Origin of the sequence: Chitinophaga sp. W3I9, from assembly GCF_050434025.1 — a bacterium.
Lineage (GTDB): Bacteria > Bacteroidota > Bacteroidia > Chitinophagales > Chitinophagaceae > Chitinophaga.
On the sequence record NZ_JBNPWC010000001.1, the window covers coordinates 5,486,849 to 5,509,981 of the forward strand.

Annotated in this window: 14 protein-coding genes; 1 reads left to right on the plus strand and 13 read right to left on the minus strand. The window is 48.2% G+C overall.

Annotated features, from left to right (window positions below; translation table 11 throughout):
* Nucleotides 1-72: 72 nt before the first annotated feature.
* Nucleotides 73-429, plus strand: coding sequence for a hypothetical protein (locus QFZ51_RS22175; protein WP_429048981.1), 357 nt, complete (start codon nt 73-75; stop codon nt 427-429).
* Nucleotides 430-663: 234 nt separating this feature from the next.
* Here the strand turns inward: QFZ51_RS22175 and QFZ51_RS22180 are convergent, their stop codons facing one another.
* The 13 genes from QFZ51_RS22180 to QFZ51_RS22240 form a co-directional block, all read right to left on the minus strand.
* Entirely contained in the window at nt 664-3,084 is a 2,421-nt protein-coding gene (locus QFZ51_RS22180; RefSeq protein ID WP_429048983.1) for a TonB-dependent siderophore receptor, read from the minus strand.
* A 148-nt stretch (nt 3,085-3,232) separates the two neighbouring features.
* Entirely contained in the window at nt 3,233-5,665 is a 2,433-nt protein-coding gene (locus QFZ51_RS22185) for a TonB-dependent siderophore receptor (protein WP_429048985.1), read from the minus strand.
* A 348-nt stretch (nt 5,666-6,013) separates the two neighbouring features.
* The gene (locus QFZ51_RS22190; RefSeq protein WP_370912075.1) at nt 6,014-7,135 is read right to left on the minus strand and encodes an efflux RND transporter periplasmic adaptor subunit; all 1,122 of its coding nucleotides are present in this window, start codon (nt 7,133-7,135) and stop codon (nt 6,014-6,016) included.
* 19 nt (nt 7,136-7,154) lie between these two features.
* The gene (locus QFZ51_RS22195; RefSeq protein ID WP_429048987.1) at nt 7,155-10,439 is read right to left on the minus strand and encodes an efflux RND transporter permease subunit; all 3,285 of its coding nucleotides are present in this window, start codon (nt 10,437-10,439) and stop codon (nt 7,155-7,157) included.
* A gap of 53 nt (nt 10,440-10,492) precedes the next feature.
* Complete coding sequence (locus QFZ51_RS22200; protein WP_429048990.1) at nt 10,493-11,875, minus strand: TolC family protein; 1,383 nt, start codon at nt 11,873-11,875, stop codon at nt 10,493-10,495.
* A gap of 120 nt (nt 11,876-11,995) precedes the next feature.
* Nucleotides 11,996-13,306 carry a sensor histidine kinase gene (locus QFZ51_RS22205; protein ID WP_429048993.1) on the minus strand — a complete coding sequence of 437 codons (1,311 nt, stop codon included), beginning with the start codon at nt 13,304-13,306 and terminating at the stop codon, nt 11,996-11,998.
* Nucleotides 13,303-13,986: a response regulator transcription factor gene (locus tag QFZ51_RS22210; RefSeq protein ID WP_079473001.1), complete on the minus strand. Its 684-nt coding sequence runs from the start codon at nt 13,984-13,986 to the stop codon at nt 13,303-13,305. The genes QFZ51_RS22205 and QFZ51_RS22210 overlap by 4 nt, the downstream gene beginning before the upstream one ends.
* A gap of 584 nt (nt 13,987-14,570) precedes the next feature.
* On the minus strand, nt 14,571-15,779 hold the full coding sequence (locus tag QFZ51_RS22215; RefSeq protein WP_429048997.1) for a redoxin domain-containing protein: 1,209 nt from the start codon (nt 15,777-15,779) through the stop codon (nt 14,571-14,573).
* Nucleotides 15,780-15,800: 21 nt separating this feature from the next.
* On the minus strand, nt 15,801-16,655 hold the full coding sequence (locus QFZ51_RS22220) for a peroxiredoxin family protein (protein ID WP_429049001.1): 855 nt from the start codon (nt 16,653-16,655) through the stop codon (nt 15,801-15,803).
* Nucleotide 16,656: 1 nt separating this feature from the next.
* Nucleotides 16,657-16,911: a hypothetical protein gene (locus QFZ51_RS22225; protein ID WP_429049004.1), complete on the minus strand. Its 255-nt coding sequence runs from the start codon at nt 16,909-16,911 to the stop codon at nt 16,657-16,659.
* Nucleotides 16,912-16,924: 13 nt separating this feature from the next.
* Nucleotides 16,925-18,010, minus strand: coding sequence for a redoxin domain-containing protein (locus QFZ51_RS22230; protein WP_429049007.1), 1,086 nt, complete (start codon nt 18,008-18,010; stop codon nt 16,925-16,927).
* Nucleotides 18,011-18,029: 19 nt separating this feature from the next.
* On the minus strand, nt 18,030-19,451 hold the full coding sequence (locus QFZ51_RS22235; RefSeq protein WP_429049010.1) for a RagB/SusD family nutrient uptake outer membrane protein: 1,422 nt from the start codon (nt 19,449-19,451) through the stop codon (nt 18,030-18,032).
* An 18-nt stretch (nt 19,452-19,469) separates the two neighbouring features.
* A complete protein-coding gene (locus QFZ51_RS22240; RefSeq protein ID WP_429049012.1) occupies nt 19,470-22,889 on the minus strand; it encodes a TonB-dependent receptor in 3,420 nt (1,139 codons plus the stop codon).
* Between the last annotated feature and the right edge of the window lie 244 nt (nt 22,890-23,133).

A 23,133-nucleotide genomic window follows, 5' to 3' on the forward strand; every position in this document is an offset into this window, starting at 1 on the left:
CCGGAAAAATATTTATCAGAAAAGAAATATTACCCGCATTTTGATATTAGTTTGCAGGCAAAGATCCCTTACATGAAAATTAAGCTTATCAGAAAATTCCTGGAATACATTTACAATAATTACGTAGGCAACTTTTTAGGATTTGTGATCGGAATGGCCTCTACCCGCCTGGTATCTCATTATTTCACCACCCGCAGCATCCGGAACTTATGGGGCCTCACCGCCCATAAAACGGTGGTAGACAAACACACCTACAACACCATGGAATGGACCATCTCCATCGTGATCGGCTTTATTGTTTTTGAAATAGTTTCCAAGTGGCTGAAGAAAAAACTGAGCGAAATACTCCCCAAATACAAATTCACCCAATGGCTCGTAGAAGCCGAAGATAAAACACCCCCAACCAATACCACGGAGCGGGGATTGTAGCGAAGATTGTAGCGGAGGTTGTCTGAAGCACTGATTACGCTGATTTTACTGATTTTACTTTTTTTGATTTTACTTTTTGATTTTACTTTTGATTTCTACTAAAAAATAATGGGAGACAGAAGGCAAACTTTGCTTTCATCTCCCATTATCTTTAAATCCTATAAAAATCAAAAAAAGTAAATCAGTAAAATCAGCGTAATCAGTGCTTCAGACAACCTCCGCGACAATCTCCGCCTAGAATTTGAGGGCAACACTGCCCACGAAGTTCCGCGGCTTTTGAGGGTTTACGGACCAGTAGCCCGTGTAGTAAACTGTGTTGGTGATGTTATTCACGTTGAAGGATACCCTGAAATGTTTTGCATTGTAAAAGATGCCGGCGTTCAGCAGCGCATAACTTGGTAAGTAGAACACGCCTGTTTTGCTGTTGTCTATCACTTTGTACCGGCTGGCATAGTTGCCTCCGGCGCCGATGCCCAGGTTCTTCAGCGTTCCGCTGGCAAACCGGTAGGTGGCCCATAGGTTGGCGAGATTCTGTGGTCCTTGTCCTCCTGGTGCTCTGCCTGGCTCACTGTAGAAATCATCCTTATTCCCTTCCAGTACTTTTGTGTGGTTGTAGCTGTAGCCGGCAATGATGTTCAGTTGTTGTAAAGGGTGGGCGTTCAGATCTATTTCAAATCCCCTGCTGCCGAATTTACCACCCTGGGTAGAGTTCATCGGGTTTTTACTATCGGGCACCACTTTGTTGCCTACTTTAATATCATATACCGATAACGTGGCGTACAATTTATCTGTGAAGATGTCCGTTTTCACACCAAACTCGAACTGGTTGGCATGTTCCGGCTTGAACGATTGCGTGCGCTGGTAATTTCCATCTGTATCATAAACAGAAGACGGAGATACGTTGAAGAAGCCGTTCATATAGCTACCGAAAACGGATACCTTATCTGGTACCACCTGGTATACCAATCCTAACTTAGGCGATAAGGCAAACTGGCTGTAGCCGTCATCTTCAGTGGCGTTTTTATCGCCTTTGGAATCGAAGTAGTCGGCCCGGAGACTTACCATCGCAATGAACGCCGGCGTAATATTCAGTACATCGGATACATAAGCGCTGTAGATGCTGTTGGTAACATTCGTGTTGCTGCCTTCGGTGCCTGCGAGCAGTGCATATACCGCATCTTTTGTAAGGGGCACCGCAGGATGTACTTCTTCGTTAGAGGGATCTGTATAGTCGGTAACGTCGCCCTGCGGACTTACGTTCCTGCCGGTTGCCCAGCCCGACCCTTTATCCACCACGTTGCGGCGGAAGTAATCGACCCCGATCAGCAGGCGGTTACGCAGTCCGCCAATCTTGAAATCGCCGTTGAAGTTTTGTTGTATATCGATGGTTTTCGTGGTTTGATCTTCAATGTGAAAATCCTGGCCAAACCATTTATCCCCCGGGTCCTGGTCCCATATATAGGTATACACACCGTCGGATTGTACCCTGCCACCGGAAACAACGGTCTGGGAAGTCCATTTGCCGGAAAGCTTATACAGCATTTGCGCCTGGAAGTTTATCCGGGGATTTTTAATAGTAAGTTCGTTGCTGGTGAATGATTCCTTCACGTTGAGATTAAGCTCGTCGATATTTTTGAAATCGAGTGGAGCAGCACGATCGGAGTGAAAGAACACCGGTGGTACAGCTCTTTTTTCCTGGAGTATTTCGGCCATCACCTGGAACGAGAGACGGTCATTTACTTCGTAGGAGAAAGACGGCGCAATAAAGAAGCTTTTCCGGAAGCCAGCGTTTTGGAAAGAGTTTTCGGAAGTATAGGCCGCATTGAGCCGCATGGCGATCTTTTGCTTTTTGCTGAGAAGGGTGTTTACGTCTGCGGTAACCCTGTTGAGGCCGAAGCTGCCGATGCTGTAGCCCACTTCACCACCGAAGCCATAGTAGGGTTTTTTGGTGATGGTATTGATCATACCGCCGTAACTATAAAAACTGCCGCCGAAAAGTGTACCGGAAGGGCCTTTCATCACCTGCACTTCTTCCACATCAGCGGGATCAAGGTTGCCGCTGGTAAGACCAGGGAGGCCGTTGATCAGTGATGGCTGTGCATCGAAACCACGGAGGGCGAAATAGGAAGCGCCGTCGCCGGCTCTGCCGGTCGACTGCCACGTTTGGAAGATCCCCGGAACATTGCGCATTACATCGTCGTAGGTAGTAATGCCTTGTTGCTTCATGATCTCGGTGGAAACAGCATTATATACCTGGGGATTCTCCAGGTTTTTGAGCGGCATCTTAGCCACTGCCCTGCTTTCCCGGTTCATGTTGCGTGACGAAACCGTTACTTCGCTCAACTGGGCAGCGCTTTCGTTGAGGGTGAAGTTCAGTTGCTGCGTTTGTCCGGGGGCTACAGTCACTTCTTTTAACTGGGTAGCGGAGCCAACAGAGGTGATGCGCAGCGTCCAGTTACCCGGTTTAATATTTTTGATGGAGTATTCACCTTTTTCGTTGCTGATGCTACCCAGTTTGGTGCGCTCTACGCTGATGGTAACATTAATAGCCGGATGGCCGTCGCTGGTGGTTACCGTACCATGGATGGTGCCGTTCTGCGCGTATGCTGCTGCTGAACACAAAAGGGTACCTATAAATAATAGAAATCTGTTCATCTACATTAAACTGGTTGATTAAAACTTCCGCAAAGGTCCGGCGACGAAAAGGGAAAAGTTTACGCAATCGGGAAAATTTTGCTGGTAACCACGCAAAAAAGAGGATGCCCTTCCGGACACCCTCTCCTTTTCTTATTTAGAATTGGCTTTAGAACTTAAACGTTACGTTTCCGGAAAAACGTCTGGGCATTTGAGGCTCAATAGTGCTCCAGCCTTTGTAGTATTCTTTATTACCGATGTTATCGAGTTTGAAGGCTACATTAAATTTGTTGGTGTTATAAAACAGGGAACCATTTAACACGGTGTAGGATGGCAGCGTGAATACGCCTGTGGTAAGCCTGTTCAGGATCATGTTTTCGCTGGCATAGTTGCCGCCGAATCCGACACCAAAGCCTTTCACCGGACCATCCTGGAATTTGTAGGTAACCCAGAGGTTCGCCAGGTTTTTAGGGCCGGCTTCTTCCGGGCGCCTGCCTTCATAATCTTTGTTATCTGTTTTAACGAACTTGCTGTCGTTGTAGCTATAGCCTCCGGTGATATTCAAACCTGCTACCGGGTTAGCCACTACCTCTGCTTCCACGCCGCGGCTGGTTCTTTCGCCGCCTTGTGTAAAGCTCGCTGTAGGACCGCCGCCTATTTGCATAATGATATCTTTCACTTTAATATCATAGTAGCTCACAGAACCGGTGATCATACCACCCAACAGGTTTACTTTCACACCACCTTCCATTTGATTGGCTTGCTCAGGACGGAAAGTTTGCCATACATTATCGCTGGGACGTTGTCTTGGTGCGCTGTTGGTGAAACCATTCATATAGTTGGCGAAAACAGACAATGTATTCAGGATAGGCTGGTACACGATACCGAACTTAGGCGACAGGGCAGTTTGTTCGTATTTCTCATTGGTGCCGGCAGTAAGACCCCCATTTTTAAAATGGTCTACCCGCAAACTGGCCATCACCGATAAGCTGGGCAGAATGTTGAATACATCCGACACATAGGCGCTGTATGTTTCCTGTGTAAGGTTAGAATTATCCACTGAGGTAGCGTTCAGCAGTGAGTCGGTGTGCTGCCTTGAAAGGATGCCGTTGTCGTTACCTGCCATATCTATCAGTCCATTCATCACATACCCGGTACTGTTGCCCTGTGTTTTACGGCTGAAATAATCCAGGCCCGCTACGAGTCTGTTACGGAACTGCCCGATCTTAAAGTCGCCCGTAAAGTTTTGCTGGATATCAGTAGTGTTGGTACTACCGTTTTGGTAGCTGATATACCTGGCAAAAGTAGGCGAAATATTGGGGAAGCCCGGCATAGCTGCAGAGCCTTCATACAGGTAGGAATAGTATCCGTCTGATTTGGCGGTTCCTCTTGACACAATGGTTTGCGAGGTCCAGGTATCGGATAATTTATAGATCGCCTGTGCCTGCACACTGGAGGTAGGCGTTTTAATGCTGAGGTTATTGCTGGTATAAGAGCGTTTGTTATCATAGCCCAGCTCCTGCAGGTTCTTTGCAAACAAGGCAGTACCACGGTCGAGGAACAGCATGGTAGGGTTGGTACTTTCTGAAGAAAGGAATTCGGTATTCAGCATCAGCGTAAGGCGGTCGCTCGCACGGTAGGTAAGCGACGGCGCAATGAAGCGTTTCTTTACGAAGCCCGCATCCTGGAAACTGTTTTCATCGTGATAAGCACCAGTTACGCGCAACAACACTTTATTATCTTTATCCAGCGGGGTATTGATATCAGCGGTAAGGCGATTGAGGCCATAGCTGCCGCCGGTATAGCTGATTTCTCCGCCGAAGTGGTCATAAGGTTTTTTAGTAACGGTGTTGATCAAACCGCCGTAAGAAATCACGGAGCTGCCGTACAACGTACCGGAAGGGCCTTTCACTACTTCAATCCTTTCTACGTTGGCTACATCCAGGCCGCCATTGGTTAAGCCGGGCAGGCCGTTTACCAGCGTAGGCTGCACCGCGAAGCCGCGAAGCGAGTAATAACCGGCGCCATCGCCATCGCGACCGGTGGAGGACCATAATTTGCTGATACCGGGCGCATTGTTCAGCGCATCCTCATAACGGGTTACCACCTGGTCTTTGATCAGCTCGCTGGAAATAACGCTGTATACCTGCGGATTTTCAATATTTTTTAAGGGCAGTTTTGCCACATATTCGCTGCTTCTTTTGGTATACTTGTTCCGGGAGGCAGTCACCTCTACTTCATTCAGGTTCTTCTCGGAAATATTCAGCTGAAGATCCACAGTAGTCGCTTTATCTTTTTCAACAGTTACCTGCTGACTGCTGGTTTCATATCCTGTGAGTGATACCTGGATAGTATAATTTCCCGGGGTGATATTGCGAAGTAAATAAGTACCGTTATCGTCTGTGAGGGTTGTTTTCTTAGTGCCTTTCAAAACTACTACCACTCCCGGCGCCGGCTTGTTATCTGATGTGGTGATGAGTCCTTTGATACTGCCGCCGTTGTCTATTTCCTCGGCGGATAAAGTGCCGGATACAATTGTTGTCAGGAACAGTAAACACCATGCTGTTCTCTTTAAAAATTCCCTTATCATAGCTTTCTCCATTGTCTGGTTCCGTAAAATTTGCTGGCGCAAAGTTCGGGGCATGTGATATGCTGAGGCAGACGGATACGGAATTTGATTTACGCAATCGGGAAAAATTCAGCGGAGGTTGTCTTTCTCAGGATTAAACTTATTACACTGATTACGCTGATTTGATCACTTTTTGATTTTAAAAGATTCTGGGAGATATAAGCGAAAATATCCGCTTGTATCTCCCAGAATCTTTTAAAATCAAAAATGATCAATCAAAGAAATCAACATAATCAGCGTAATCAGCGCTCAAGACAAAATACGCGCAAAAAAAAGCCACTCCCTTGCGGGAATGACTTTTCTCTTTCATCCACTATCTATCTACTTAACTTTTACATTAGGGGCGGGTGCATCGTTCCTTACTTCTTCTGTGGCGGTAGCCACCAGGGTATCGCCGGCGTTCAGCTCTCCAAACACTTCGGTTTTACCGTTTTCACTGCGACCGGTAGTTACCGGTACCCATTTCGTCTTTTTATCCTGTATTTTCACCACGTATACACCGGTGGTGGAATTGAGGACGGCAGAGGAAGGCACCAGGAAATTGTTGGCATTACCGGTGAGTGGAATGGCTACTTCTGCCACCATACCGGGCAATAACGTTTTATCATTATTGGCTACGTCAATTTCAATATGCTGGGAACGGAGTTTGCGGTCCAGCGCACCGGCGAGGCGGATCACTTTTCCTTTAAATTCCTTATTGTTCAGGGATCGTACTTTAAAAGCCACTTCGCTCTGGTTGGTGAGATAACTGGTATAGGCTTCCGGCACGCTTACCACTAATCTGAGTTTCTTTTGTTCCTGTAAGGTGAAGATGGGCATTTCAGAACCTTTTCCGGAAGGTCCTACATAGGCGCCGGCGCTTACGTTACGCGCAGTGATCACCCCGCTGAAAGGCGCACGGATCTCGAGGTAGTTGCGGTTATCCCCTACTTCGCGGTGCGCGGCTTTGGCAGCATCGAGCTGGGCCAGGTCGGATTTCTGCCGGGCAAAGGCCAGGTCCAGGTCATTCTGTGACACGGTACCCGGGGTTTTGCTGGTTTCCAGCAGGCGGTCGTAGGTGGCTTTGCTGGACAAATAGATCGCTTCCTGCGACTTTAACCTGGACTCAGCGCCGGAGAGCTGCGAATTGATTTCCGGGGCTTCCATGGTGGCCAGCAACTGACCGGCAGATACTTCACTGCCCACATCCACGCTCATCTTTTTAATAAAACTGCTCACTTTGGCATAAAGATCTACCTGCTGGAAAGCAATCAGCTCTCCGGGAATTTGTATAGAAGAAGACAAGCTGCCCTGTGTCAGGGAGAAAACTTCAACAGTGGGCGCTGCTGCAATGGCGGATGTGTCTTTTCCCTCTTTGGCGCCGGAGGTACTGCAACTGTACAGTCCTGCGATGATCACCATCGCTGACAATAAAGGAAATGTAATACGGAAACCGCTGTTCATATAGTATATTTTATTAGAATTAGATAATGGTCAGGGCTTTTTCGTCTGATGGGATATAGTGAATACTTTCTTCATCTCTTGGATGCAGTGATACGCTCTGTGTACCTGCTTTACCTTGTCCCCATGCAAACGCCAGGGGCAAAATAAACAGTGCCGCAAAGGTGGACGCTATCAGTCCGCCTACTACCGCCCTTCCCAATGGGGACGACTGATCGCCGGCTTCACCCAAACCGCTGGCCATAGGAATCATACCTACCACCATCGCGAGGGCTGTCATTAAGATAGGCCGTAAGCGCAATGCAGCCGCTTCTGTAGCAGATAACAGCGCATCGCCGTTATGCTTCCGCAGCTGCTCTGCATTCGTGATCAGCAATACGGCGTTGGAAATAGATACTCCCACCGACATGATCATACCCATGTAAGATTGCAGGTTCAGCGTAGAACGGCATAACATCAGCAACACCAGGGATCCCAGCAACACTGCCGGCACAGTAGCCAATACTACGGCAGATACTTTGAACGACTGGAAGTTGGCCGCCAGCATCAGGAAAATCACCACAATCGCCACCAGCAAACCACTCTGCAAACTATCCAGCGTGTCCGTGAGCGTATTGCTTAACCCAATCAGGTCTACATTCAGTCCGCGCGGCAGCGTACCCAGTCCGGCAATCGCTTTCTTTACATCCACTGCTGCCGTACCCAGATCGGTATTATTCAGGTTAGCCGTTACCGTTAGTGTGGGCATGGCGCCGAGGTTATCTACCTCGCCGTAAGTGGTATCTACCGACATAGTAGCCACATCACTCAGCAACGGACGGGAATTATTCCTCAGCAACGGAATTTCACCAATCTGTTCTTTGCTGTTCATCTTACTTTCCGGCACCTGCACCTGTACGTTATAACTTAAACCGGCTTTTTCATCTACCCATATATTCTTTTCCGTTAACCTGGAAGAAGAAGTAGAAGCCACCAGGGAACGGGATATATCGTTCATATCTACTCCCAGCTGTGCAGCCCGGATACGGTCTATATTTACGTTGATAGCCGGATATTTAATGGACTGCCCTAACTGTACATCGCGGAGATAAGGCAGCTTATTTAATTCAGTAATCAGCTTCTGCGCATATTGCTCGCTCAGTTTCCGGTCGCGGCCCGCAAACCGCACTTCCACCGGCGTGGGCGACCCCTGGCTAAGGATCTTATCCGTTAACTCTATCGGCTCAAAAGAAAGTTTTATCGTTGGATCAATCACCTTTGCCTTCTCCCTGATCTTATCCTTTAACTCATCCAGGTTAGTATGATAATGTTCGCTGAGCGACACCTGCAATACGGCTTCATGCGGGCCCGCCATCCACAGGAAGATAGGCGCCGTGGAAAACAACTGCGGGTGCATACCTATGTAGGCGGAAGTAATGGACACATTTTCCTTTCCCACAATCTGGTTAATACCATCCAGCAATTTGATGGTTTGCTGTTCCGTGCGTTCAATACGGGTACCATCCGGCACTCTCATCCTCACCTGGAACTGGCTGCCATTCACCTTTGGCAGTACATCACGGCCAATGTTGGCAAGCAGCAATACAACGATGCCACAAACCACCACCAGGTAGCCAATCACAATAGGCTTCCGGTAAGGCATCATCCTTTTGATAAAGCGCAGGTAGCGGTTTCTCAGGCGTTCGAAGCGACTAAGCTTACCATTGCCGTTAAAGTCGCCGCGCTCTATCAATACTTTCTTTTGTTCCCAGGTATCTTTTTCACCGGAAAGACCAGCAGCCGCAAATTCTTCTGCATCTGTCATCTCGCCGCCATCTGCTTTCTTATGATGCTTTACTTTCATCACCCAGTTAGCCATGATAGGCACAAATGTTTGTGCCAGGAAATAAGAGATGATCATGCTGAATCCTATAGCCAAAGCCAGCGGCAGGAACAGTGATCCCGGGATACCGCCCATGGTAAAGGCCGGCGCAAATACCGCAAGGATACAAAACAGGATCAGCAATTTCGGGAAAGCAATCTCCTGGCAGGCATCCCAGATAGCCAGCGCTTTGGGTTTTCCCATATCCAGGTGCTGGTGTATATTTTCTATGGTCACCGTACTTTCATCTACCAGGATACCAATGGCCAGCGCCAATCCGCTCAGCGTCATGATATTGATGGTTTGCCCGAACAGGCTCAGGAAAAGCACAGCTGAAATAATGGAGGTAGGAATGGTAAGGATCACAATCATCGCCCCGCGCGGATCACCCAGGAATAATAACACCATTAAGCCCGTAAGGATCGCGCCGATGGTGCCTTCCGTGAGCAAACTTTTTACGGAGTTGATCACGTAGGTCGACTGGTCAAATTCATAGCTCAGCTTCACATCTTCCGGCAGCTGCGCCTGCATCTTCGGCAATGATTTTTTCAGGTTCTGCACTACTTCCCAGGTAGAGGCATCAGCGCCTTTGGCGATGCTCAGGTATACCGAGCGACGGCCGTTTACCAGCGCATAACCTGCGGTAACATCCGCCCCGTCTTCTACCGTAGCTACATCTCTCAGGTAAAGATTTTGTACATCTCCCTTAAATAAGGGAATGTTTTCAAAATCTTTTACGTTACGGATCGTGGTATTAGCCGGTGTGATGTAATTATTATTCCCGATACGCACGTTACCGGAAGGAGCCGTTTGGTTATTAAGCCGCATGGCTTCCACCAGTTGATCCGGTGTCATATTATGCTGACGGAGCAGCTCAGGATCGGCCTTGATCACCACGGTACGCATATTACCGCCGAATGGAGTGGAACCTATCAGGCCAGGAATGGAAGTAAAGGAAGAACGCACATACACGTTTGCCATATCCAGCAATTCGTTATTACTGCGTTTATTACTGCTCAATACCAGCTGGCCTACCGGCAAGGTGGAGGCATCGAAACGGATAATAAACGGCGGGTTGGAACCAGGTGGGAAAATGGCCTGTATCCTGTTGGAAAAGGCACTCACTTCCGCAGCTGCCTGCGCCATGTTGGTACCAGGGTAAAAGTTGATCTTCATCAGCGTAAGACCCTGGATATTTTTTGTTTCTATACTTTTAACGCCATTTACAAACAGGAATATATTGATGTATTGTTTAGCAAAGAAGGATTCCATTTGTTTGGGAGTATATCCCCCAAAAGGATGCGACACATAAATTACCGGCATGTCCAGCTTCGGGAAGATGTCAATCTTAATCGTATTGACTGCTTTAATCCCGAAGAAGAACAGGCCGGCAACTAGTACCAGGATGGTAATAGGTTTTTTTAATGCGAAACTGATTAAGTTCATGGTAATGAAGTGTTGATAAATAAAGCCATCAATGGCGTCCGTTTAACGAAAAGCTAATTTTCAAAGATGCTGAAATCACCTACTGCGGCGGCTTTCAGCAATAGTGCCTGCCATACGTTACTATATGCAATATCCTTGTCTGTTTCCGCCCTGATGAGTGCATACAGCGCCTGTGTTACATCTACCAGGTTGGTCAGTCCGTTTTTATACAATACTGATTTCTGGAGATAGGCATCTGAAGCGGCTTTCACCTGTACAGGCGATTCCAGGTAATTATCTAAAGCATTTTTGATTTTGATATCAGAGAGGTCCAGCTGTGCGCGGATCTGCTGATCCGCCAGGTTGTATTCTTCCTGTAATCCCTGGCTGATGAGCTGTTGCGACTTCACCTGCCGCGAAATGCGGAAGGGTTGCGTAATATTCCAGGTTACGCCCACGCCCAGCAGGTAGTTGGTACGGGTAGGCTTAATGCCATCCCAGTAGCTATGGGTGAAGTCTGTTTGATCGGTAGCATAACCATAGCCGAAGCCCGAACCTCTTGTCTGCAATACGCCCACCAGCGTAAACGCCGGGTAATAAAAGGTTTTAGCATATTTTGCCTGTTCATCGCTAACAGCGATCCTGCTCTTATACCACTGTAGCAGCGGGTGGTTTTCCGGGGAAAATGTTTGCTGCGGCAGCGCCGGGATGCGGGCTACATAAGAAGTGTCCAGTATAAATTGCCGCGGCGTGATGCCCAGCAGCTGTGCCAGTTCATTGCTTTGTGTTTGTTCAAAATCCCTCGCTTTGGTAAGCGCAATTTTTGCATTGGAGTATTCCGCGTTGGCCTGGGAGGAATCAACACCCGCTATCAGCCCGTTTTTCACGCGGGTAACCACTACCCTCCTGATGGTATCTGCACGTTCCAGGTTTTCCTGGTAAGAGCGGGTTAATTGCTGCGCTGCTACAAGGTTTAAATAAGTGGCCGCCACTTTTATTTTGTGCTTAAAAATCTCCTGTTGCCAGTCTTTATCGTTCTGAGCGGCGGCCGCTAATGCTGTTTTAACTTTTTCCTTTGCCCTGCCGAAAGCAAAGAAATCCCAGTTGATATTAGTAAGATATAATGCGCCGAAGGAGGCGTTCCAGTTCTGATGATCGAGTGGTAAGCCGGAGGAAGCCACTGCTAAGCCTCCGAAGCCGTACAGCGGGCCGTTCTGGCCGTTTACGGTACCATAGTCCTGTTGTGCTGCCACATTAAAATTAGGCAGGTAATCGCGGCGTGCCTGGGACACCTGTTCCCTGGAAGCTGCGGTGTAGCTGGCTTTGGCACGGATCGTTCCATAGTTGGCAATAGCCGTGTCGATAGCCTGCTTTAAGGTAAATGCCTGTTGTGCATATAAATGGTAGCCTGAAAACAGGGATACAAGCGCCAACAGCAAATATTTCTTACTCCACATGAATAAATAGATTTTACGGTTGAAATATCCTGAAGGATATTCAACTGCAAAATTTCTGTATCATTTTGAAGTAAACTTGAAGGAAAAGGGAAATACGGATTTTTTTTGTGAGATGGACACTTAAACGGCTACTGCGGCCGCTACAGGCAAGGCATCACTGTTTACTGTCTGTTTTTTGTAAAAACACACCTGTATTTTATGCCATCCGTCGCTGTAATTATAATCCACATCATAGCCATTCACCTCGCAGATTTGCTTTACGATGGCCAGTCCGAGCCCGATGCTGTCGTTGCTTTGGTTACTTTTCTTAAACCGCTGGAACAGTTCACACGTGGGGATTTGCGGCGGTATGCCGGTATTGCTGATGCTTAACTCACGGTGAGTGAGCACCATTTTTATTTGTCCGCCGTCGCGGTTATGCCGGATGGCATTGCTCAGCAGGTTACTGATAAGCATTTCAGCAAGGGCCGGGTGAATATTAAGCGGAATGTTTTTATCAAGATTAGTGGTGATGGCGATTTCACGCATAGTGATCCAGTCTTCATAAGTAGCAATCACATCTTTCACCACGCGGCAAAACTTGAGGCTCTCCGTTACTTTAAACTCCTGGTTTTCCAGCTTGGTGAGCAAAATGAGGGAGCGGTTAATATGTGACAGTTTCTCAATGGCATTCTGCATATCCCCAAGCAGTGCGGCCTGCACGCTATCGATGTTGGTTTCGGACAACAGTTCTATCTTACTGCGGATCACGGCCAGCGGCGTTTGTAATTCATGCGAAGCATTTTCGCTGAACTCTTTTACGGCAGCGTAATCTTCCATTGCTTTATCGGTCATCTTGCTGAGGAATACATTCAGCTCTTTAAATTCGGTGGTGCTGGTTTCCGCCAGCTGCAGTTTATTCTTTTGTTTCAGGTCGAAGCTGTGAATCGCCTTCATGGTGCGGCGCAGCGGGGAAAAGATCTTACCGGAAAGCAACCTTGCGGTAACAGATACCGCAAAGATCATCAACAGCATTTTCCATACTACGGTGCTGAGCATACCCCGGAATATTTCTTCCGATTTGATCACATAATTATAGGACGATATTTTATATTGCTGATCCCCGATTTTATACCAGGAATCTACCGTGATGCGGCATTCTTTCTTTCCAAGATCTTCTGCTACAAAATTATCTTTTGTTACAATTACCTTCTTCTCCGGCAGCGGACCCGCCACGGTGGTAATGGCAATGGGCCTGCCATGGGTATAGCGGTCGGGCTTTTCTCCTGCCATCATCTGCTGGGCCACCCGGTCGTTGACGGCGGTCATACGCGCTACTTCCGCGTCATCGAGGTGCCTTTTGATATTATTACGCGAAATCACCATGGTAACAGGCGTTACCAGGAACACGATCCCTATAAACCAGAGTGTTATTTTATTAAGCAGCTTCATGTTTTGGATGTATTAAACTTGTACCCTAATCCATAAACCGTTTCTATATAGTCTACTCCTTCTGCGGCGCTGATCTTCTTTCTCAGATTTTTCACATGCTGGTAAACGAAGTCGAAGTTAGCCAGGTTATCGGTGTAATCACCCCAGAGGTGAGCGGCGATAGCCTGTCGTGACAGTACACGGTTCTTATTGACCACAAAATACAACAACAGGTCGAATTCCTTGCGTGTTACGTCCAGGAGGGAGTTATTGATCAGGGCTTCCATGGTGTCGGTATTCAGCTCTATTTCGTTGAAAACAACGAGGTTATTGCCATCCAGCTTCTTCCGGCGGTAAATAGCTCTCAGGCGGGCATGCAGCTCCGGCAAGTGAAAAGGCTTGGTTACATAATCATCCGCACCCCGTTCGAGGCCGTTCACCTTATCGTCGAGGGCATCTTTCGCGGAAATGATCAACACCCCGCTGCTGATATTCTCCTGCCGGATGAAATTGAGCAATTCCATCCCATTACCGTCAGGCAGCATGATATCCAGCAGTATACAGTCGTAAGTGAAAAGAGAAAGCTTTTCCCGGGCCGTTTCCACATCATAAGCCAGTTCGCTGATATACTTTTCCCCGTTGAGGTAATCGGAAATACCGCTGGCCAGTTCCTTGTTATCTTCTACAATCAATACTTTCATATAAACACACCTGGATGCAAAGTGCGTAGTAAATTTATAGCAAATTTGAAGTTTTGCCGCGGATTTTGTCTTGGCTCAGGATTACGCTGATTTTATTGATTTGGGGGATTTGATCACTTTGGATTTTAAATGATTCGGGGAGATGTAAGCGGATTTTGTCTTTCTCACTGATTACGCTGATTAGGCTGATTTTTTTGAATTTTAGCGGATCTTGCTTATCTTTATAATATCTGTAAGGTATTGATAACCAGTTTACTTCTCCGAAGGATGCGTCTAAAGAATATTTCAAAACCTGCTATAGCGCATTGATACACAATACATTACCGATCAAGTCCACGTCACCTCCACATCAAAGCCAGGTTCAAAGCACATTAAAGGCAGATGCAAAGTAAGTCCAAGGCATGTCCAAAGCCAGTACAAAGCATAACCTATCTCCTCTTCACATCATCTTTAAATACCCCATCTTCTCCTTCAAAAAAACAACATCCGCTTACATCTCCCCGAATCATTTAAAATCCAAAGTGATCAAATCCCCCAAATCAGTAAAATCAGCGTAATCAGCGAGAAAGACAAAATCCGCGTATCTACGCGCCGAAAAGCTCCGCCAGCTTCTTATTCATCGCCTCGTCATCCTCACCGCCGCCACCGTAGCGGCCAATGATCACACCATTGGGGTCTATCAGGATTTTGGTGGGGAGGGAATGGATGCCGTAGTAGTCGCTCAAATCTTCGGGGTTGGGCAGGTTCTTTTCCCGCTTGCTCCAATCCAGGCCGCGGAGTACATGCCGCCAGATGCCGATGCCATCTTCGTTAACGGCTTTTTTCCATGCTTCAGGCTTGGAGTCGTCGTCGGAAACACCGATGATTTCGAAGCCTTTGCTGCTGTATTTACCGTATAGCTCCTTCAGGTGCGGATTGCCTTTGCGGCAGGGTCCACACCAGCTGGCCCAGAAGTCGAGCATCACGTATTTGCCTTTGAAATCAGCAAGACTAATGGTTTTGCCTTCGATATCGGTTTTGGTGAAATCATGAGCAGGACTGCCCGGAGAGCCGGCGCGCAGGGCGTCCAGTTCCTGTTTGATTTCAAGGCCGCTGGCGCTTTGCTGCATCTCAGGCGACATCTTTGCATAAAAGGCCTCTCCTTCCTGCAAAGGCATATTGCCTATACGAAAACGAAGCAGCTGTGCAGATACGTAGGAGTTGGGATGCTCAGTAAAGAAGGCTTTATCCGTTTTCTCCATTTCCTCGTAATAGGGCTCCATCTGGTCTTTTATTTTGTCCAGCTTTGTTTTGTAGGCCTCCAGCGCAGCTTCGGATTTCTTTGCTTTGATGGCAGTAATGTATTCTTTATTCAGCTTATTAAAAGCATCAGACAGTGGCTGGAGCTTTTTCATGATAGGTGCGCGGGCCGCATCAAGCTGGTCCTGGTCCAGCTGGGCTTTGGAACCCGTGAGTTTCGCGTCCTTCAGGCGCCCGGTGGAAGACTTTAATTTCATGGGCGCTGCCTCCATGAAAAAAGAGGCCATGTCTCCTTCTCCGTACATGGCAGTCTTTTTATCCACGTAGATACGGCCTTCTACCGGCTGTACCAGTTTACCGCTGAAGGTAAACTGCCCGTTTTTCGACAATACGCTGTCGGTCCGGTATTCCTTGCCGCTTTCCGCATAGGCGAGGTACACGTAGCGATTGGGAAGACCTTTAATATCTCCCGCAAGGGTAAATGGTAACTTTTCCTGCGCCTGTGCCCCAAATTGCAGGGCAATAAAAGGAAGCGCAATGAGACTGTATTTCATGCTGCTGTTTTTTTGAGATGATTATAATACTTCCGCCAGTTTCTTTTCCAGCTCATCCCCATGCAGATCTTTGGCGATAATTTTACCGGAAGGATCAACCAGGAGGTTAGCCGGAATGCTGCGGATATCATACTGTTGGGCGATGGCGTTGTTCCAGAATTTCAGGTCAGACACATGCGTCCAGGTGAGGTTGTCCTGGTGAATAGCGTTAAGCCACTTCTCTTTGCCGGTGGGCTGATCCAGCGATATGCCGAGTACCGTGAAGTTTTTGCTGCTATACTTTTGGAAGGCGGCCACTACATTCGGATTTTCTTCCCGGCAAGGATGACACCAGCTGGCCCAGAAATCGATGAGTACATACTTACCGCGGAAATCCTTTAGGGAAACGGGTTTGCCTAAAGTGTCATTCTGCGTGAAGTCCGGCGCCATGCTGCCGATGCAGGTGAGTTTATTTACACGTATGCTGTGCGCCAGTCGTTTTGCCGGGCCGTTTTCTTTCGCAGCGGCAGACAATTTATTAAAGATACTTTCTTTTTCATCCAGCGGCACGTCGTTCAGGTGCGACAGCAACGATGCGCTGATACCGGATTTCGGATGTTGCAGGATCCATTGTTTGGTGAGGCTGTCACGTTCTTCCTGCATACGTTTCATTTTAGGTTCGAGGGCTGCCAGGCCGGCGGAGTCCTTTGCGGCGTATAATTTATTCGCCTGTTCATAGAGGGCTGCCTGTCCTTGCAACCCGGGCGCCTGTTTCAGCAGGGCCGTATATTCGTTGTAATCTTTTATGTATTGCGGACCTGAGAAAGTGGCATTCTTAAACATAGGTCCATCTCCTTTTATGGCGACGTTTCCTTTATCGAGGTAGTAAAAGATCATGTTATTGTCTCCATACTTTTTTCCCGATCTGGATAATATAGAAATCTGCTTCCCCGGGGGCGATGTTTGTTTTGATGGTAAACCCGCCGGCAGTGGTTTGCACGGAGTCGCGGCGGTCATCGTTGCCCTGTGAGCGCCAGTACACCCACTGACCAGCCGGCAGATCTTTGATGGTAGCCGTGATGGTGGTGTTTTGCTGTGCGTAGGCTGCTGCCGTAATGAATGCAGCAGCCAGCAATGCGGTTATTTTTTTCATACCTGCGTAGTTTTTACTTTAATATTTCAGTCAGCTTTGTATGCAGTGCAGTACCTCTTAATTCTTTGGCGATGATGATGCCTTGCGGATCTATCAGGAAAGAAGACGGGATCGCCTGGATACCGTATTCCTGCGCTACTTCATTGCGGAAGCCTTTCAGGTCCGACACCTGCATCCAGGGCATGCCATCCTGTTTAATCGCTTCTTTCCATTTATCGGCTTTATCATCGAGCGATACGCCGAGCACGGTGAAGTTTTTATCTTTGAATGTGTTGTAAGCCTTCAGCACGTTGGGGTTTTCAGCGCGGCAAGGACCGCACCAGCTGGCCCAGAAATCGAGCAGTACATATTTGCCTTTGAAATCGGATAAGCGAACGGGTTTACCATCTACATCTCCCTGTGTAAAATCTATCATCGGCTCACCGATCGCACTCTTTTTCAGCACAGCGAGGCGTTTGGCCAATCGTACGCCGGTAGCGGTTTGTTGTGCCGCCGGCGTGAGTATACGGAACATACTGTCTACCGGTGCATATTCTCCCATCACGGCCATATCTGCCACCATGTTCAGGCTTACGGCGCTTTCAGGATGTGCTTTAATATAGGCTTTGGCGCGGGCCCTCCGCTGATTACGCAGGGATTCGAGGTTCGCTTCCAAAGCCGCTTTGGCGGTATCGTTACCTTTTACTTCATCGTACTTTGAGTAAAGGGTATCTTCCTGGCTGGTGATATCGGAGATCGATTTTTTATACGCTTCGTAAGCGTCCTGCGTGGCGGAGCCGGTGATCTTTATCTGGTCCGTTGAATCCATATTTCCGTTCACCTGTATAGCGGCATTTTCCACGAACAATTCCAGGTAGCGTGTGGAGGTACCGATATATATTTTTTGGGGCTCGGTGATGTTGCCGGTCCAGGTGAAGCGGCCATCCTTTACCGGCACCGTGTCTGTTTTAGCAGAATCGGCTACCGGTATGGAGATGAAAACAACGGAGTCCTTCAATCCGCGCAGCTCCGCCGTGATACTGGCGGAGGGGGCTTTAGGCTGGCTGCAGGCGGCGGCCAGCAGCAGCATGGCAAACATAGTGGGTGTGTGGATCTTCATACTGAATATTTAAAAGTTATTATTGTTGATAGCCCGGGTTTTGCTCGCCGATGGTCGGGTTGTTCAGAAATTCGGTGTGCGGGATGGGCATGATATATTTCACCTTATCATTTGCGGTGGGCCGCAGTTCCTGTACCAGCGAAGATGGAAGGCGCAGCAGCGACATCCACTCCTGTCCGTCTTCTCCTACCAGGTTGCGGACCGTTTCCAGGTACAGTTGTTTGAGCATTTCATTAACGCTTCCGGCATTATCTACTGCCGAAAAATCTGTTACACCCGCATGGCCCATGATGTTTTTCAGGATAGTGCGGGCCGCAGCGAGGCTGCCGCCGGAACGTACAATAGCTTCCGCTTTCAGCAGGTATACTTCTGTTAAACGGATGGCATAGGCGGTTTCTGTTAAAGGTGTGGGCGTATTTCCCTCTTTGATATATTTCAGGAAGTAAAAGGTGCCATCCGAATAATCATTGGCGGAACCTATCATCCAGGCGCCGCGGGGATCATTCGCCAGCAATGTTTTCAGCGCTGTTTTGGCTACATACAGGGAAGATGCACCGGGCCAGTACTGGCGGCTGAGCACATAGTAATAGCTTTCCTGGTTTTGCTGTGATTTAACACCGAGTATAACTTCCGGGCTGGCGAGGCCTTTTGTGTAAAAGATGTCTTTCATCTGCGGCTCCAGCGTATACTGGCTATTGAGGATAATACTGTCTGCCAGGGCTATTACCACCGGGTAATCGGCCGGCTGGCCGTGGCTCATAAGCACCCTCATTTTCAGCGCCATGGCAGCCCAGCGGGTAGCGTAGAACGCTTTATTTTGTGCCGGCGCATTGGCAATGGCATCGTCAATGTCAGCAAGGATAGCGGTGTAGCTGTCTTTCACCGAGCTGCGTGCTTTTGCCGTAGCGCCCACTGTTACAAATTCATCGCGCAGCAATGCGCCATACGGACTGCTGAGATCGAACCACTGGCCGAAGTAGCTGAGCACTTTAAAATGGCCGTAAGCCCGCAGGAACCGTGCTTCTGCCAATACTTCCTTTTTACGGTTGTTGGTAAACGCTTTGTCCTCCAGCAGGGAAACGCCTTTTATAACGCCGTTGGCAGCATTTACCAACTGATAGGCAGAAGTCCAGTATATGCCGCTGAAAAAGGAATTGGTGTAGTCATTGAGTTCTGCTCCATCTTCGCCATAACCATATCCCATATAACCGGCAAATACGGCGGGGGGCACTTCGTGTTCAAACCAATCCGTTACATTATTAGTGGCATCCACGTTGGCAAAGCGATAGTAAACACCATTGAGGGCGATTTCAGAAGTGCGCTGGTCGATGATGGTATTACCATCTACCTTTGCATTTTCCGGTAATTTTCCCAGCTCCTTTTTGCAGGAAGTTCCTGCTATTAATAGGGTGCCGAGCAAAGTATATATGATCCTTTTCATAAAATCTTTTTTGTTGTTTTAAAATCCAAAACGAAGACCGATGTTAAACTGCTTTGTAGTGGGAAAGGTGCTTACATCCGAGCTGCCGTTGATAAGGCTGTAAGGATTGTTGCTTACTTCCGGATCGGGGCCAGGGTAGTTGGTGATCGTAAACAGGTTGGTAGCAGATGCGTACATGGAAGCGTCCCTGATATGCAGCGAGGAAGCTACTCTTGCCGGCAGCTGGTAGGTAAGCGTAATGGATTTTAATTTGATATAGGAACCATTGTACACATCGTCGCTGGCAGTGTTGCTCACATTTTCCCCGAGCAGCAGGCGGGGCCTGTTGCTATTTGGATTTTCGGGTGTCCAGCGATCTTTTATAGATACTCCCCTGTTGGCATAGCTATCGAAAGATTTATTCTGGATATCTGCGAGATAAAGCAGGTCTCCGCCGTAGGAGAACGTCAGTAAGGTGATAAGACTAAAATTTTTAAAGGTAAACGTGTTGGTGAAGCCGCCAAAGAAGTCCGGCTGCGACTTTCCTATCACATCGCTTTTGTAAAACCCATTGTCACCTATTTCATACATCGGATCACCGATGCCGAGGTAGGGAGCCATGTACCGTGCTAAGGTGAATTCTTTCTTGTAATCGTCCAGTTGTTTTTGGTTTTGTATAATACCTTTCATTTTATAGCCATAGAAGAGACCGAGTGGTTCTCCTTTCCGTACGATGCTGTTCCCCTGGATATAGGAGCTGACTTCACCCGCATTGGTGAAATCGTCATTGATGTCGGTTACTTTACTTCTGTTCCTGGAAATATTAAGCGCGCCTGTCCACTGGAATTGTTTGCTTTTGATGAAGTCCGTGCGCAGGTCCAGTTCCAGTCCTTTGTTATTGATAGTGGCAAAGTTGGAGATCACACTCCCATAAGATGAGCTGGGGGCCAGTTGTGTAGCCATTAACAGGCCCGTGGTATTTTTTTCATAATAACCGATCACACCGCGCAGGCGGGAGCCGAACAGTTCAAAGTCGAGACCCAGATCCTTCTGCAGGGTAGATTCCCATTTAATTTTTTCATTCCCGAGCTGGGTAGGAACGAGTGCATTCACACCACCGTAAGAACCGGGCGTATACAAAGTATAATAAAGGTTATCGCCAAAGTTTTGTGTACCGGTATAACCGCCGCTGGCTCTCAGTTTCAGTTCATTTACCCAGGTTACTTTTTTCATGAAGGGCTCTTCAGAAATACGCCATGCCACACCGCCGGAAGGGAAATAACCTACGCGGTTATCTTTCGGGAATTTGGAGGACGCATCTGACCGGCCGGTGAAGGTGAACAGGTATCTTTCTCTCCAGGCATAGTTAGCGCGCATGTAGAAACTCAGCAGGGAGTTCTGCCCGGAAACACCGGTGGCAGGTAAAGTAATGGCAGCGGAGGAAAGGTTGTTCAGGTATTTATCATCCGGGAAGCCCTGACCGCTGGCGGAAAAGGAGTTATAGCGGTATTTCTGCCAGGAGGTACCGCCAAGGAGATTTAACCGGTTGTTTTCATTAAACTGTTTGTCCCAGGTAAGGGTATTTTCGAAGAAGAGGTTTACATCTTCTGTTTGCGACTGCGAGCCGACGCCGCCATTGGAGTCGTCTGCCCCGCTGGGGGAAGCGATAACCGCCGAACTGGACACATAGTTCAGCTGGTGGTAGTTGTTGTAGTTAACAGAAACAGTAGACCTGAATTTCAGATCTTTCAGCACATCATAATCGCCGGAAAGTGATCCCAGGAGGGAGGACGTTTTTCCTTCGTTGATACCGTCGAGGAGGATCATCGGGTTTTGATAACCCTGGTAGTCCAACCCGCCTATCTGCGAGCCCAGGAACCGGTAATAGCTGCCGTCGGGATTACGTTCTGGCAAGGTAGGCGGCGCAAAGAATGCGGCCGGATAAATACCATTGGTGATATTGTTTTTTGTGAATCCGTAATCGAGGTTGGTGATGATCCGGAACCGGCTGGTGATTTCATTATCCAGACTAATTTTACCGGAGATACGGGAGAAATCTGTTCCAAGCACCACGCCCTGTTGTTTGTTATAACCCAGGGAAGTATAGTAACGGGAGCCTGAGCCGCCGCCACGTACAGAGATATCGGCATTCTGCGAGGTTGCGTTACGGAGTACGAGGCCGAGCCAGTCGGTGTTAGCCGTACCAAGACTTGAAGGATTTTTAATAATATTATCTGCCTTGGTGCTGGATGCCTGACCTGCGGCTGCGCGGGCGGTATTCAGGTTTACAGCGGCTTCTGTTAGCAGCGAGAGATAATCCGTTGCGTTGAGCAGTTTTTCTTTGATAGGTGTGCTGACGCCTGCATAGTAATTGGCTTCCAGCACTGGTTTCTGGTTCAGCTTACCTTTTTTGGTGTTGATGATGATCACGCCGTTGGCTGCTTTGGAACCATAAATAGCCGTGGCGGATGCATCTTTCAAAATATCGATGCTTTCAATATCATTGATATTTAACCCGGCGAGGCTATTCAGTCCGCGGGAGAAAGAACCGCTCACGGTATTATTAGGATCATCGCTGCCGGCTCTTTCAATTGGGTTTACCACTTCTGCCTGGTTCTGGATATACCTGTTCTGGATGGTTACCTGTACGCCATCGATGATGTAGAGGGGATCGTTGCCGCCGAGCAGGGAGGTACCACCGCGGATGCGGATCTTGGCTACGCCGCCGGGGGAGCCGTCGGATTGTGTAACCTGCACACCCGCTGCTTTACCGGCCAGCGCCTGGTCGATACTCACGAAGGAAACATTCTTTACTTCGTCTACATTTACCGAGGCCACCGAGCCGGTGAGGTCTTTTCTTTTAGTGCTGCCGTAGCCTACTACCACGTATTGGTTCAGATCATCCACTTTTGCTTTCAGTTCCACCTCCACAGTGAATTTACCACCCATGCTGAGCGTTTTGGATTCAAAGCCAACGCATGAAATCAGCAGCACCGCGCGGGCATCTGTATTATGCAGGATAAAGAACCCCGTTTGGTCAGTGATAGCGGCGGCGTTGCTGCCTTTTACCCGCACCGATACGCCGGGTATGGGATTGCCTTTGGTGTCCACTATTTTGCCGCGCACATCTTCCGGGGGAAGCGCGTCGTCGTTCGCCGGAGGGGTTACCTTCCGGGAAATAACGATGGTGTTGCCTTCTATATCGAAGGTTAACGGCTTATCCTTCAGCAGTTTTCCCAGTGCTGCCTTTAGCGGCACTTCCCGGATCTCTGCCGAAACAGGACTCACATCTGACAGATCTTTACTCCGGTAAAAAAACACATACCCGGTTTGTTGTTTGATGACGCTGAACAGCTGCTGCAGCGGCATATCCTTGCAGGACACCGTGACCGTTTGTGAAACTCCACTGGCACAAACGTGTAAAGCCAGTACCGTTAATAAAACTGCGGTCATTCTCATTACTCGCCAGATTTTGGTGACATAATTGGTCCCTGGTTGAGGGGACCTTCCGTTATCAAGTGAACGAACCAATGACATGGAAAACCCATGCGGGTTGCGAACAACATTAATTTTCATACCTTAGATTGGTTTTTGGTTGACAAAATGTTTCTCATCCGCCTTTGCAGGCAGTGAAAAGCTTTCCTGAAACGGGTTAACCATTGATCAAAACCTGGTGCGGACGCCAATCTTGACACCAGGTTTT